General features: G+C 74.4%; 13 protein-coding genes. 10 read left to right on the plus strand and 3 right to left on the minus strand.

Going from position 1 to position 13,862, the window contains the following annotated elements; translation table 11 throughout:
• The 10 genes from GXP74_RS14765 to GXP74_RS14810 all read left to right on the plus strand — a co-directional run bounded on the left by GXP74_RS14765 (position 1) and on the right by GXP74_RS14810 (position 11,043).
• A complete protein-coding gene (locus GXP74_RS14765; RefSeq protein ID WP_182451941.1) occupies positions 1-1,803 on the plus strand; it encodes a thiamine pyrophosphate-requiring protein in 1,803 nt (600 codons plus the stop codon).
• Entirely contained in the window at positions 1,800-2,246 is a 447-nt protein-coding gene (locus tag GXP74_RS14770) for a hypothetical protein (RefSeq protein WP_182451942.1), read from the plus strand. Before GXP74_RS14765 ends, GXP74_RS14770 begins: the two co-directional genes overlap by 4 nt.
• A complete protein-coding gene (locus tag GXP74_RS14775) occupies positions 2,243-2,860 on the plus strand; it encodes a gluconate 2-dehydrogenase subunit 3 family protein (protein ID WP_182451943.1) in 618 nt (205 codons plus the stop codon). Before GXP74_RS14770 ends, GXP74_RS14775 begins: the two co-directional genes overlap by 4 nt.
• A complete protein-coding gene (locus GXP74_RS14780) occupies positions 2,857-4,593 on the plus strand; it encodes a GMC family oxidoreductase (RefSeq protein ID WP_225447938.1) in 1,737 nt (578 codons plus the stop codon). Before GXP74_RS14775 ends, GXP74_RS14780 begins: the two co-directional genes overlap by 4 nt.
• Positions 4,590-5,705 (plus strand): enolase C-terminal domain-like protein, encoded by a 1,116-nt coding sequence (locus GXP74_RS14785; RefSeq protein ID WP_225447939.1) that lies wholly within the window; start codon positions 4,590-4,592, stop codon positions 5,703-5,705. Before GXP74_RS14780 ends, GXP74_RS14785 begins: the two co-directional genes overlap by 4 nt.
• Positions 5,706-5,713: 8 nt before the next feature.
• On the plus strand, positions 5,714-7,492 hold the full coding sequence (locus GXP74_RS14790; protein ID WP_182451944.1) for a glycoside hydrolase family 15 protein: 1,779 nt from the start codon (positions 5,714-5,716) through the stop codon (positions 7,490-7,492).
• Positions 7,493-7,537: 45 nt separating this feature from the next.
• Complete coding sequence (locus GXP74_RS14795) at positions 7,538-8,563, plus strand: SDR family oxidoreductase (RefSeq protein WP_182451945.1); 1,026 nt, start codon at positions 7,538-7,540, stop codon at positions 8,561-8,563.
• A complete protein-coding gene (locus GXP74_RS14800; RefSeq protein ID WP_182451946.1) occupies positions 8,560-8,898 on the plus strand; it encodes a hypothetical protein in 339 nt (112 codons plus the stop codon). The genes GXP74_RS14795 and GXP74_RS14800 overlap by 4 nt, the downstream gene beginning before the upstream one ends.
• Before the next feature lie 155 nt (positions 8,899-9,053).
• Complete coding sequence (gene ddaH / locus GXP74_RS14805) at positions 9,054-9,995, plus strand: dimethylargininase (RefSeq protein WP_182451947.1); 942 nt, start codon at positions 9,054-9,056, stop codon at positions 9,993-9,995.
• Between the two features lie 16 nt (positions 9,996-10,011).
• On the plus strand, positions 10,012-11,043 hold the full coding sequence (locus tag GXP74_RS14810) for an iron-containing redox enzyme family protein (protein ID WP_182451948.1): 1,032 nt from the start codon (positions 10,012-10,014) through the stop codon (positions 11,041-11,043).
• Here the strand turns inward: GXP74_RS14810 and GXP74_RS14815 are convergent.
• The 3 genes from GXP74_RS14815 to GXP74_RS14825 form a co-directional block, all read right to left on the minus strand.
• Positions 10,993-11,229 carry a CDGSH iron-sulfur domain-containing protein gene (locus tag GXP74_RS14815; protein WP_182451949.1) on the minus strand — a complete coding sequence of 79 codons (237 nt, stop codon included), beginning with the start codon at positions 11,227-11,229 and terminating at the stop codon, positions 10,993-10,995. The genes GXP74_RS14810 and GXP74_RS14815 overlap by 51 nt on opposite strands.
• 19 nt (positions 11,230-11,248) lie before the next feature.
• Positions 11,249-11,902 (minus strand): HemK2/MTQ2 family protein methyltransferase, encoded by a 654-nt coding sequence (locus GXP74_RS14820; RefSeq protein WP_182451950.1) that lies wholly within the window; start codon positions 11,900-11,902, stop codon positions 11,249-11,251.
• Positions 11,903-11,980: 78 nt separating this feature from the next.
• The gene (locus tag GXP74_RS14825; RefSeq protein ID WP_182451951.1) at positions 11,981-13,855 is read right to left on the minus strand and encodes a complex I subunit 5 family protein; all 1,875 of its coding nucleotides are present in this window, start codon (positions 13,853-13,855) and stop codon (positions 11,981-11,983) included.
• Positions 13,856-13,862 lie beyond the last annotated feature (7 nt).

Genomic DNA, 13,862 nt, shown 5'->3' on the forward strand with positions numbered 1-13,862 from the left:
GTGTCCGTGAAGGTATCTGACTACGTCCTGAGCAGGTTGCGGGAGTGGGGTGTCGAGCACGTCTTCGGCTACGCGGGCGACGGGATCAACGGCCTCCTGGCCGCCTGGGGCAGGTCGGACGACAAACCGCGCTTCGTCCAGGCCAGGCACGAGGAGATGGCGGCGTTCGAGGCCGTCGGCTATGCCAAGTTCTCCGGCCGGGTCGGTGTGTGCGTGGCGACCTCCGGGCCCGGCGCGATCCACCTGCTGAACGGCCTGTACGACGCCAAGTTGGACCACGTGCCGGTGGTCGCCATCGTCGGCCAGACCAACCGCAGTGCCATGGGCGGCTCCTACCAGCAGGAGGTGGACCTGCTCAGCCTGTTCAAGGACGTCGCCTCGGAGTACTGCCAGATGGTGACCGTGCCCGAGCAACTGCCGAACGTGCTGGACCGGGCGATGCGCACCGCGTACGCCCGACGCACCGTCACCGCCGTGATCATCCCGGCCGACGTGCAGGAGTTGGAGTACGAGGCGCCGAGCCACGCCTTCAAGATGGTGCCGTCGAGCCTGGGCCTGCCGCGGTCGGCGCCGGTCCCGGCGGAGGACGAACTCCGCCGTGCCGCCGCCGTGCTGAACGCCGGTGAGAAGGTCGCGGTGCTGCTCGGGCAGGGCGCCAGGGCGGCCCGGCCGCAGGTGGAGCGGCTGGTCGAGGTGCTGGGCGCGGGGGTGGCCAAGGCGCTGCTGGGCAAGGACGTGCTGCCGGACACCCTGCCGTACGTCACCGGTTCGATCGGGCTCCTCGGCACCAGGCCCTCGTACGAGCTGATGCGGGACTGCGACACGCTGCTGACCATCGGCTCCAGCTTCCCGTACACCCAGTTCCTGCCCGAGTTCGACCAGGCGCGGGCGGTGCAGATCGACATCGACCCGTTCATGATCGGTCTGCGCTACCCCTTCGAGGTCAACCTGCTCGGCGACGCGGCCGCGACCCTGGACGCGCTGCTGCCGCTGCTGCACCGCAAGACCGACCGCGGCTGGCAGGAGACCGTGACCGGCAACGCCGCGCGCTGGTGGGAGGTGATGGAGCGGCGCGCCGCGGTCGAGGCCGACCCGGTCAACCCGGAGCACGTGGTGCACGCCCTGGACGCGTTGCTGCCCGACGACGTGATGCTGAGCGCCGACTCGGGCTCCTCGGCCAACTGGTACGCCCGGCACCTGCGGATGCGCGGCGACATGCGCGGCTCGCTGTCCGGGAACCTGGCCACCATGGGGCCCGGGGTGCCGTACGCCGTCGGCGCGAAGTTCGCCCACCCGGACCGTCCGGCGATCGCGATCGTCGGGGACGGTGCGATGCAGATGAACGGCCTGGCCGAGCTGATCACCGTCGCCAAGTACTACCACGAGTGGTCCGACCCCAGGCTGATCGTCGCGGTGCTGAACAACCGCGACCTCAACCAGGTCTCCTGGGAGATGCGGGCGATGGAGGGGGCGCCGCAGTTCCTGCCCTCGCAGCAGCTCCCGGACGTCCCCTACGCCCGGGTCGCCGAGAACTTCGGGCTGCTGGGGATCAGCGTGGACCGGCCCGACCGGGTGGAGGCCGCCTGGCAGCGGGCGCTGGCGGCCGACCGCCCCTGCGTGATCGACTTCCGTACCGACCCGGCCGTGCCGCCGATCCCGCCGCACGCCGACTGGGCCCAGGTGAAGGCCACCGCCTCGGCCGTGCTGCACGGTGACAGCGACCGGACCGGCATGGTCCGCCAGGGCTTCAAGGCCAAGCTCCAGGAGTTCCTGCCGGGCGGCCCCAAGGAGGAGCAGCAGTGAGCAGGACCGGTGGCGCGTTGGCCCGGGGCCTGGACAACGTCAGGACCGGGCGGTTCCAGCGGACCCTGGCGCTGGCCACCGCGGTGGGGGCGGTGGTCACCGCCGGGGAGATCTACCTCGAACACGACCGGGCCGGCTTCGGCAACCGGATGATGTGGTGGCCGGTCGTGCTGGGCCCGATCGGCGCGGTGGCCGGGGTGGCCGGGGTCTGCGACGAGCGGCTGGCCCGCACGCTGCTGCCGGTCGCCTCGGCCGCGATCACCGCCAACGGCGTCCAGGGCACCTACCTGCACCTGCGCGGGATCGGACAGAAGCCGGGCGGCTGGCGGATGGCCCGCTACAACGTCGAGATGGGGCCGCCGATGTTCGCGCCCGCGCTGATGAGCATGGTCGGCGGCATGGGCCTGGTGGCCGCGCTGCTGCGCCGGGAGGGAAGCCGGTGACCCGCTTCCCCGGGTACGACGTCCTCGACCAGTCGCACACGTGGGACCGGGTCACCCAGGGCGTGGTCCTGGGCCGGCTCGGCCCGCAGCCCGCGCTGCGCTTCTTCACCCCCGCCGAGCAGGCCGTCGCCGCGGCCCTGTTCGACCACCTGCTCGACCTGGCCGCCGACGACCCCGCGGTCCCGGTGCTGGCGATGGTGGACGCCCGGCTGGCCGAGCTGCGGACCGACGGCTGGCGCTACCAGGACATGCCGCCCGACGACCAGGCCTGGCAGCGCTCCCTGGCCGGTCTGGACCTCGACGCCCGCAGCCGCGGCACCGAGGGCGGCTTCGCCGCGCTGCCGCGCGAGCGGCAGGCCGAGCGGATCCAGGCGGTGCAGGACCTGGGCCCGCGGCGCTGGTACGGCCTCCCGGCCGCGCACGTGTGGAGCCTGTGGACCCGCTACGCCTGCACCGCCTACTACTCCCACCCGCAGGCCTGGAGCGAGATCGGCTTCGGCGGCCCCGCCTACCCGCGCGGCTACCTGCGGATCGGGGTGGACGCCCGCGAGCCCTGGGAGGTCGCCGACCAGGACCCCGACCAGGACCCGGTACCGCCCAAGGAGGGCCAGTGACCCCGCCGCAACGCCACTCGGCGCTCCGCGCCGCCAGGGACACCCTGCGGCTCAACGCGGCCTCCCAACGCGAGGTGCGGGCGCGCAACGAGTCCGCCTGGCTGCTGCCCAACGACGGGACGCGGTTCGACCAACGGCTGATCCAGGACATGCGCCGCTACCAGGAGTCCGACGAGGTCGACCTGGTCGTCGTCGGCTGCGGCGCGGGCGGCAGCGTGCTGGCGCAGCGGATGGCCCGGCACGGCTGGACGGTCGTGGTGCTGGAGGCCGGGCCGTTCTGGAACCCCGACACCGACTGGGTCAGCGACGAGGCCGGGTCGCACCAGCTGTACTGGACCGAGCCCCGGGTGATCTCCGGCGCGGACCCGGTCCCGATGGGTTCCAACAACTCCGGGCGCGGCGTCGGCGGTTCCATGGTCCACTACGCCGGGTACACCCCCCGCTTCCACCCCTCCGACTTCCGCACCCGTACCGAGGACGGGGTGGGCGCCGACTGGCCGATCGACTACCGGGACCTGCGGCCCAGCTACGAGCGGCTGGAACAGGAGCTGCCGGTGGCCGGACAGTACTGGCCCTGGGGCGACCCGCACGCCTACCCGTACGCGCCGCACCCGGTGGGCGGCAACGGGGAGATCTTCCTGCGCGGGGCCGCCGCCCTCGGCGTCGAGGCCCGGGTGGGCCCGGTCGCCATCGCCAACGGCCGGTTCGGCAACCGGCCGCACTGCGTCTACCGGGGGTTCTGCCTCCAGGGCTGCAAGGTCAACGCCAAGGCGTCGCCGCTGGTCACCCACGTTCCGGACGCGCTCGCGCACGGCGTCGAGATCCGCGCGGACGCCATGGCCACCCGGGTCGAGACCGACCAGCAGGGGCGGCTCGCCACCGGCGTCCGCTACGTGCGCGGCGGCCGGGAGTTCGTCCAGCGGGCGCGCAACGTGGCCGTGGCGGGCTACTCCATCGAGACCCCGAGGCTGCTGCTGAACTCGGCCAACTCCCGCTTCCCGGACGGCCTGTGCAACGACCACGACCTGGTCGGCCGGTACCTGATGGTGCAGGGCGCGCCGCAGACCGCCGGACGCTTCACCGAGGAGATCCGCGCCTACAAGGCGCCGCCGCCCGAGGTCTCCAGCGAGCAGTTCTACGAGACCGACCCGGCCAAGCCGTACCGGCGCGGCTTCTCCATCCAGACCGTCTCGCCGCTGCCGATCACCTGGGCCGAGCACGTCGCCGCCCAGGGCCACTGGGGCCGCGACCTGCGCCGCTACCTGGACGACTACGTGCACTGGGCCACCCTCGGCGCCCTGTGCGAGCTGCTGCCGCAGCCCGGCAACCGGGTCACCCTGGCCGCGGAGAAGGACCGGCACGGCCTGCCGGTCGCCGACTTCAGCTACACCCAGTGCGACAACGACCGGCAGCTGATCAAGAGCGCCACCGCCGTCATGGAGGAGATCCTGGGCGCCGCCGGGGCGAGCGAGGTGATGACCATCGACCGCTACGCGCACCTGGTCGGCGGCTGCCGGATGGGCGCGAACGCGGCCGAGGGCGTGGTCGACCGCCAGCTGCGCAGCTTCGCGGTGCGCAACCTGCTGATCACCGACGGCAGCGTGCTGCCGACCCAGGGCGCGGCCAACCCCGCGCTCACCATCATGGCGCTGGTCGACCGGGCCGCCGCACTGCTCGCCGAAGGCGCGCGCGCCGGGCTGCGGGCCCCCGAGGCCCAGGAGGCGACGGCGTGACGCCCAGTACCCAACCGGTGATCGACCGGCTCGACGTGCGCTTCTACACCGTCCCCACCGAAGCGCCCGAGGCCGACGGAACCCTCGCCTGGGACTCCAGCACCCTCGTCCTGGTCGAGGCCACCAGCGGCGACACCACCGGCCTCGGCTGGACCTACGGGGCCGCCGCCACCGCCGGAGCGGTCCGCGAGCTGCTCGCGCCGGTCGTCCTCGGCGCCGGTGCGCTGGACGTCCCGGCCCGCAACGAGTCGATGCGCCGCGCCGTCCGCAACGCGGGCGCCCCGGGGCTGGTGGCCGGGGCGCTGTCGGCGGTGGACATCGCCCTGTGGGACCTCAAGGCACGGCTGCTGGGGCTGCCCCTGGTCACCCTGCTGGGGGCCGCCCGGTCGGAGGTCCCGGTGTACGGCAGCGGCGGCTTCACCACGTACTCCGACGTCACGCTGGACCGGCAACTGGCCGGCTGGGTCCAGTACCAGGGGATCCCGCGGGTGAAGATCAAGATCGGCGAGTCCCGCGGCGAGCGGGAGCGGCGCGACCTGGCCCGGATCCGCCGGGCCCGGGAGGCGGTCGGCGACAGCTGCGAACTCTACGTCGACGCCAACGGCGGCTACACCCGCAAACAGGCGGTGCGGGTCGCCGCCCGGTTCGCCGAACTGGACGTCCGCTGGTTCGAGGAACCGGTCTCCTCCGACGACCTGCCCGGTCTGCGCCAGGTCCGCGACGCCGTGCTGCCGGACGTCACGGCGGGGGAGTACGGCTACGACCTGCCCTACCTCACCCGGATGGCCGCCTCCGGCGCGGTCGACTGCCTCCAGGCCGACGCCACCCGCTGCGGCGGCATCACCGTCTGGCTGCGGGCCGCCGCCGTCGCCGAGGGCCTGGGCCTGCAACTGTCCGGCCACTGCGCCCCGCACGCCCACGCCCACGTGGCCGCCGCCGTCCCCAACCTCCGCCACCTGGAGTGGTTCCACGACCACGTCCGGATCGAGGGACTGTTCTTCGACGGCGCGCTGGATCCCGAGGGCGGCTCGGTGAAGCCCGGCGCGGACGGCGCGCCGGGGCACGGGCTGACCCTGATCGAGAAGCAGGCCGAACCCTACCGAACCGGATGAGAGGCACCATGACCCGCGGCGTCCCCGGGGAGCCGATGGACTTCCCGCTGCACGTACTGCGCGAGTACGCGCTGATCGCGGATGGCGAGCGCGGCGCGCTGGTCGGCCCGCGCGGCGACATCGCCTGGCTGTGCGCGCCCAGTTGGCACTCGGACGCGGTGTTCTCCACGCTGATCGGCGGAGGCGGGCGGTACGCGGTCACCCCGGCCCAGGAGCCGTTCGTGTGGGGCGGCGGCTACGAGGAGGGCAGCCTGGTCTGGCGCAGCCGCTGGGTCACCACCTCGCAGGTGGTGGAGTGCCGCGACGCCCTCGCGTTCCCGGGCGAGGCGGGGACCGCCGTGGTGCTGCGCCGGGTCCTCGCGGTCGACGGCGACACCGCGGTCCGGGTCAGCCTCGACCTGCGCGCGGGCTTCGGCCGGTACCGGCTGAGCCGCCCGCGGCGGCACGACGACGGCAGCTGGACCGGCCGCTGCGGCCCGCTGTACCTGCGCTGGACCGGGGCGCCCGAGGCCGCCCGGGGGGCCGACGGCGGCCTGCACGCGGTCGTCGCCGTCCCCGGCGGCGGGCACCGGGACCTGCTGCTGGAGATCTCCGACCGGCCGCTGCGCGGACCCGCCCCGGAGCCGGGGCAGGTGTGGTCGGCCACCGAGGAGGCCTGGCGCCGGGCGGTGCCGGTGATCAGCGGCACCATCGCCGACCGCGACGCGCGGCACGCCTACACCGTGCTGCGCGGGCTCACCAGCGCGGGCGGCGGCATGGTCGCCGGGGCGACCATGAGCCTGCCCGAGCGCGCCGAGGCCGGACGCAACTACGACTACCGCTACGCGTGGATCCGCGACCAGTGCTACGCGGGCCAGGCGGTGGCCGCCGTCGGCCCGCACCCGCTGCTGGACGACGCGCTGAGCTTCGTCACCGACCGGCTGCTCGCCGACGGACCGACCCTGAAACCGGCCTACACCGTGGACGGCGGCCCGGTCCCGGACGAACGCACGCTGGATCTCGCGGGCTATCCGGGCGGCGTGGACAAGGTCGGCAACTGGGTCAACAAGCAGTTCCAACTCGACTCCCTCGGCGAGTCGCTGAACCTGTTCGCGGCCGCCGCACGGCACGACCTGCTGGACACCGACCACTGGCGCGCGGTGGAGACGGCGGTCGCCGCGATCACCGAACGCGGTCAGCAGCCCGATGCCGGGATCTGGGAGCTGGACAACCAGCGCTGGACGCACTCCCGGCTCACCTGTGTCGCCGGACTGCGGGCGATCGCCGGCCACGCCCCGGCCGCCCAGGGCTCCCGCTGGACCCGGTTGGCGGACCGGGTGCTGGCCGACGCCGCCACCGACTGCCTCCACCCCAGCGGACGTTGGCAGCGCGCCCCCGGCGACGAACGCGTGGACGCGGCCCTGCTGATCCCGGCGATCCGCGGCGCGGTCCCGGCGGACGACCCGCGCACCCGGGCCACCCTGGACGCCGTCCTGGACGAACTCGGCCAGGACGGCTACGTCTACCGGTTCCGCCAGGACGGCGGCCCGTTGCAGGAGGCCGAGGGCGCGTTCCTGCTCTGCGGTTTCACCACCGCGCTGGCGCTGCACCAGCAGGGCCGGGAGACCGAGGCCAACCGCTGGTTCGAACGCAATCGGGCCGCCTGCGGCTCCCCGGGGCTGTTCGCCGAGGAGTACGACGTCGCCCAGCGCCAGCTGCGCGGCAACCTGCCCCAGGCGTTCGTGCACGCCCTGCTGCTGGAGACCGCCCAGCGGCTCACCGGCCCGTGGCCCGGCCCCCGACCCTGACCCCTTTCCAGAGCCGATCTTCCAGAGCCGATATTGGAGAATGACGTGAGTGAAGCCCGAACCGGACAGGTCGTCGTGGTCACCGGGGCCAGCGGCGGGATAGGCCGGGCCACCGCCCGGGCCTTCGCCGCCCGCGGAGCGAGGGTCGCCCTGCTGGCCCGCGGCGACGAGGGGCTGGCCGGGGCCGCCGCCGACGTCGAGCGGCTCGGCGGCCAGGCCCTGCCCGTCCCCACCGACATGGCCGACCCCGACCAGGTCGAGGCCGCCGCCGCCCACACCGAGGCTGTCCTCGGACCGATCGACGTCTGGGTCAACGTCGCCTTCACCTCCGTCTTCGCGGAGTTCTCCGACATCAGCCCGGCCGAGTACAAACGGGTCACCGAGGTCGACTACCTGGGCTACGTCTACGGCACCATGGCCGCGTTGACGCGGATGCGGGCCCGCGACGCGGGAACGATCGTGCAGGTCGGCTCCGCCCTGGCCTACCGGGGCATCCCGCTGCAGACCGCGTACTGCGGCGCCAAGCACGCCGTCCAGGGCTTCCACGAGGCGCTGCGCTGCGAGCTGCTGCACCACCGGAGCAAGGTGCGTACCACCATGGTGCAGATGCCGGCGGTGAACACCCCGCAGTTCGACTGGGTGCTCTCCCGGCTGCCGGAGGCGGCGCAGCCGGTCCCGCCGATCTACCAGCCCGAGGTCGCCGCCCGAGCCGTGCTGTACGCCGCCGACCACCCCGGCCGACGCGAGTACTGGGTCGGCGGCAGCACGATGGGCACCCTGATCGCCAACGCGGTCGCGCCCGGACTCCTCGACCGCTACCTGGCCCGCACCGGCTTCGCCTCGCAGCAGGACGACCGCCCGCAGGAGGCGGACCGACCGGCCAACCTGTGGAGCCCGGCCGACGGCAAGGAGGGCCACGACTACGGCGCGCACGGCAGCTTCGACAGCCGCAGCACCCACCGCTCCGCCCAGCTCTGGTGCTCCCAGCACCACGGCGCGCTCGCCCTGGCCGGGGCCGCGGCGACCGGCGCCCTGGTGCTGGCGGCCGTCCGGGGCCGGAACCGCCGGTGACGCGCCCGGACCGGTTGCTGCAACTGACCCGTACCGGCTACGGGCTGGCCCTGCTGGTGGATCCGCCGCGGGGGCACCCGGGCTTCGGCCGCCCGTTGCGGCTGCTGCTCGGGGCCAGGAACCTGGCCCAGGCCGCCGTGTGCGCGGCCGTCCCGACTCCCGCCGTGCGGGGCGTCGGAGTCGGCGTGGACCTGCTGCACGCGGCCAGCATGCTCACCGTGGCCGCCCGCGCGCACCGGTACCGCCACCCGGCGCTGGCCCAGGCCGGGGCCGCGCTGGCCTTCGCCGCCGCCGGGGCGGCGCTCGGCCGCCGCCCGGCGCCGGTGGCGCCGTAGTGCCCGGACCGGCCCGCCCGGGGATCCGCCGCGAAAGGCGACGGGGCCGGTCCGGTGGTACGTATGGAGTGCGGGCCGTCGCGTGTGGCCCGCCGCGTGGCGGGTACCCGCTCGGGGCCGCGTTCCCCGGCCGCACCGACCGACAGGAGCCGATCATGCCGCCTGCTGCTCCGTCCGCACGCACGGCACGACCCCGGCACTACCTGATGTGCCGTCCCACCCACTTCGCGGTGGAGTACGCGATCAACCCGTGGATGGATCCCCGGCTGCCGACGGACTCCCGATTGGCGGCGCGCCAGTGGGAGCGGCTGTGCGGGCTGCTGACCGGCCTGGGGCACCGCGTGGACCGGGTCGAGGCGGTCCCCGGCCTGCCGGACATGGTGTTCGCGGCCAACGCGGCGACCGTGATCGACGGCCGGGTCCTGGTCGCCGCCTTCCGCCACCCGGAGCGGGCCCCGGAGGCCGCTGCCTTCGGCGCCTGGTTCCGGGCCCACGGCTACCGGGAGGTGAGTACGGCCCGCGCGGTGAACGAGGGCGAGGGCGACCATCTGCTGGCGGGCGGCCGGATCCTTGCCGCCAACGGCTTCCGGACCTCGCGGGCGTCCCACGACGAGACCGCGCGCTACTTCGGCCGACCGGTGGTGGAACTGACCCTGGTCGACCCGCGCTTCTACCACCTGGACACGGCCCTGGCGGTACTGGACGACCAGCAGGTCATGTACTACCCCCCGGCGTTCTCCCAGCGGAGCCGCGAACAGCTCCGTGCGCTGTTCCCCGACGCGATCGAGGCCGAGGAGCGCGACGCGGTGGCGCTCGGCCTGAACGCGGTGAGCGACGGGCGCCATGTCGTCCTTCCGGCCGCCGCCACCGCGCTGGCCGACCGGCTCGCCGCGCGCGGCTACCAGCCGATCGGCGTCGACCTGAGTGAGCTCCTCAAGGGCGGGGGCGGGCCGAAGTGCTGCATCCTGGAACTGCGCGCCGCTGCCGCCGCCGCAGCCGCGCCCGTCGCCGCCGGACGCGGACACGGCGTCCCGACGGGCGCGCGGGCACATCATCGGACTGCCGACGGCCGCCCGCCCGGCGGCGCGCTCGGCTGATCGGAGGAACGCACTCATGGGTATCACCGCCCGGTCGCTTCCCACTCTGCCCAGCCCACGCGGTCCCCTGACCGAGGCGCTGACCGCGTCCCTCCGGGACCGGCCCGCCGGGCGGCTGCTGGCAGTGCCACCGCGCCCGGACGGCGACCCGTGGGGCGACGACCACCAGCTCGCCCTGTACCTCTGCTACGAACTGCACTACCGCGGCTTCGCCCGGGTGGACCCCCGGTGGGAGTGGGAACCGCGGCTGCTCGCGGTCCGCCGCCGACTGGAGGACGACTTCCTGGACGCCGTCCGGGGCCTGCTGGGACCGGTCGAGGACCTCGCCGTCCAGCTGGAGGCGCTGCTGGTGGAGCCGCTCACCGGCACCGGCCCCTCCCACCACCTGCTCCACGAGGGCGAGCTCTGGCAGGCCCGCGAGTACCTCGTGCAACGCTCCCTCTACCACCTCAAGGAGGCGGACCCGCAGGCCTGGGCCATTCCCCGGCTGCACGGAGCCGCCCAGGCCGCCCTGGTCGCCATCGAGTACGACGAGTACGGCGGCGGCCGTCCGGAACGCGCCCACTCCCGGCTCTTCGCCGAGATGATGGCCGACGTCGGGCTGGACCCCGGCTACGGCCACTACCTCGACGCGGCCGCCGCGCCGGCCCTGGCGGTGGTGAACCTGATGTCGCTGTTCGGCCTGCACCGCGCCCACCGCGGGGCGCTGATCGGGCAGTTCGCCGCCGTGGAGATCACCTCGTCACCCGGCTCGGAACGCCTGGCGGCGGCGCTGGAACGGCTCGGCGCGGGGCCCGCGGGCGTCCGCTTCTACCAGGAGCACGTCGAGGCCGACGCCGTCCACGAACAGCTGGTGCGGCACGGCGTCATCGAGGCGGCGGTACGGGACGAACCCGACCTTGAGGCGGACATCGCCTTCGGTCTCGCTGCCGGCGCACTGGTCGACGACCGGCTCGCCCGGCACCTGCTGGACTCCTGGCACAGCGGGAGCAGTTCGCTACGCGTCCCGCTCGCCGACGCCCCCGCCCTCGTCGGCCGAGGAGGATGAGCCGTCGGCACCGGGGGAGGGCGGCAGCGACCGCCGCCGGTGGCTGGTGTCGCAGAACGGGTAGTGACGGCTGCGCCGACAGGCGCACAGGGCCACCGTCGGGCGTTCGCTCACCCGGACAGTGCCGTCGGGCAGCTGGACCTCGACCGGGCCCTCCACCAGGATCGGCCCGCTGTCGGCGGGCATCACCACGCGCCTGGGACCGTCACCGCGACCGGACACCGCGAACCACCACCAACTCCTCCTCGCGCTGTCCCGGTGCGATGATTCCGCACTCCTCGAACCAGGCCGCGCGGGCCAGCATCACCGGGCCGAACGGCTGCCGGACCCGGGCCACGACCTCGGTCCCCAGCCCGGCGGCGGACAGCGCGGCGGACGTCCGGTCCACGTCGCAGAGCGAGGAATGGACCAGCAGCAGCACGCCGCCGGGGGCGAGCACCGCCGGGACCTGCTCGCAGATGCGGTCCAGCAGCGCCCGCCCGGTCGGCCCGGCGTCCCAGGCCCGGGTGATGCCGTGCCCGGGCAGGTGATCGCTGGAGCCCGGGACATAGGGAGGGTTGGAGACCACCACGTCGAAACGGCGGCCGGACACCGGCGCCAGCAGGTCCCCGCGCCGTACCGAGATCCGCCGCCCCTGGAGCACCCCGTTCACCCAGGTGGTGGCGAGCGCCCGGCGCGACACGTCGACCGCGGTCACCGCGGCACCCCAGCGGGCCGCCGCGACCGCCACCGCGCCACTGCCCGAGCCGATCTCCAGCACCCGGCACCCGGGGCGCAGCCGCTCCCGCCCCAGGCTTTCGATCAGCAACGCGGTGTCCCCTTGCGCGCCGTACACACCGGGGGGCCTCAGCAACCACATGTGTACGTTCTGCCCGTTCCCATGCGAATAATGATCAGTCGGCGGAAGGTTCCTCCGGTCGGCCGCCGCGTCCCTCGGCTATTTCAGCGCGGTGAAGGCGGCGAGCAGTCCGGCGATCCCGGTGGCCAGCCAGGCGACGTTGTCGCCCAGGCGGCCGGAGTGCAGTCGGCGAAGCGGCAGCACCAGCCGTCGGCTGCCCGCGGCGGCCAGGCCGCCCAGCCGCCGGACGGTGGTCCCGGTGAGGTTCGGCCCCCAGAGCGCGGTCGCGGCGAACGCCGCGGCGAGGACCCCCGACAGCGCCCCCAGCAGGACGCCCTCCGTGGTCCACCCCGTCCCGGTCGCGGCTGCCCCGGCCGTCGCGGACACGGCCGGTCCGGCGGGGGCCGGGAGTCCGGCCGCCGCCGTGTAGGCCGCCCGGTCGGTGAACAGCCGACCGGCCCGGGCCAGCTCCGCACCGAGGCCGGGCAGCAGGCCGACGGCCAGGCAGGCCGCCAGCAGCAGCCCGGGCACGACCAGCATGGGCAGCGGGACCGGGCGGCCCGGCTCGCGGACCTCCGGTTCCTCGTGGTCGCCCCGGGTCTGCGCGTCGCTGCCGTCGTGCGGCGTCGCCCCGGCCCCGGTGAAGATCCGGGCCGCGGTGCGCAGCACGGCTCCCGCGGTGAGCGCGGAGGTGAGCACGAAGACGGCGGGCAGCCAGGCCAGATCCGCCCCGGCCGCCCGCTCGGTCAGCGCCTTGCCCAGCCCGGTACCGAAGGGCGGGACCCCGGCCAGGGCCAGGCCGCCGAGGCCGAACATCAGCCCCACGCTCCATCGCAACCGCACGGCCCTGCCGAAGAGCGTGTGCTCGTCGACCGAGCCGTACTGGTCGAGCAGCACTCCGGTGAGGGCGAACAGCGCGGCCTTGGCTCCCGCGTGACCGGCGACGTACAGGGCGGTTCCGGCCACGCCGGGGGCGTTGAGCAGGGCCACGCCGATCAGGAACAGGCCGATGTGGCTGATGGTCGAGAACGCCAGCATCCGCTTGACGTGCCGCTGCTGCCAGCACATGACCGCCCCCAGCAGCGCGGTGACCACCCCGGCGGTGACCAGCACCTCGTGCACCGCGGCGGCGGGGATGCCGCCCGGCCCGGAGAACACGGTCCAGTAGACCCGGGCCGCGCCGTAGACGCCGAGTTCGACCATGACCCCGGAGAGCAGCATGCACACCGGTGTCGGGGCGACGGCGTGCGCGTCCGGCAGCCAGAAGTGGAACGGCACCATCGCCGCCTTGACCAGCAGCCCGGTCAGCACCAGCACGAAGGCCGCCACCACCAGCGCGTCGGTGCGGTGGTCGGCCAGGTGGAGGCCGATCTGGGCCATGCCCAGCTCTCCGGTGCGCGCGTACAGCAGCCCGATGCCGGTCAACGAGCAGTAGGCGGCGAGCGAGTTGACGATGCCGAAGGTGAGCGCGCCCTGCAGCGGGCGCGGGTCCTCGACGTGGTAGCCGGTGAGCGCGTAGGCGACCGCGCCCATGAGCTCGAAGAAGACGAAGGCGTTGAACAGGTCGCCGGTCAGCGCGAAGCCGCACATTCCGGCCTCGAACAGCAGGATCAGGGCCGGGAAGGTACCGGGGTGCCCGCTGGGCGGCTCGGCGAAGTAGCGCCACGCGTAGACGGTGACGGCCAGGATCAGCGCCGCGGCCAGCAGGGCCATGCCGACCCCGATCGGGTCGCCCACCAGGACGACGCCCACGCCCTCGCCGTCGTGCGGCCGCCAGCCGCCGACCCAGTTCGTCAGCGTCCTGCCGTTCGCCCGGTGCCACAGGACCGCGAGGAGGACGAGGTCGGCCAGCGCCCAGGCGGTGGCCAGGATGTCGCTGGCGAGCCGTGGCAGCAGGCGGCCGACAGCGGCGAACACGGCCGCGCCCAGCAGCGGTACCGCGACGGCTAGCGGCAGCAGGTCGGAGGCGTTCACCGGCGCC

The sequence above is a fragment of the Streptacidiphilus sp. P02-A3a genome (genome assembly GCF_014084105.1).
GTDB lineage: Bacteria > Actinomycetota > Actinomycetes > Streptomycetales > Streptomycetaceae > Streptacidiphilus.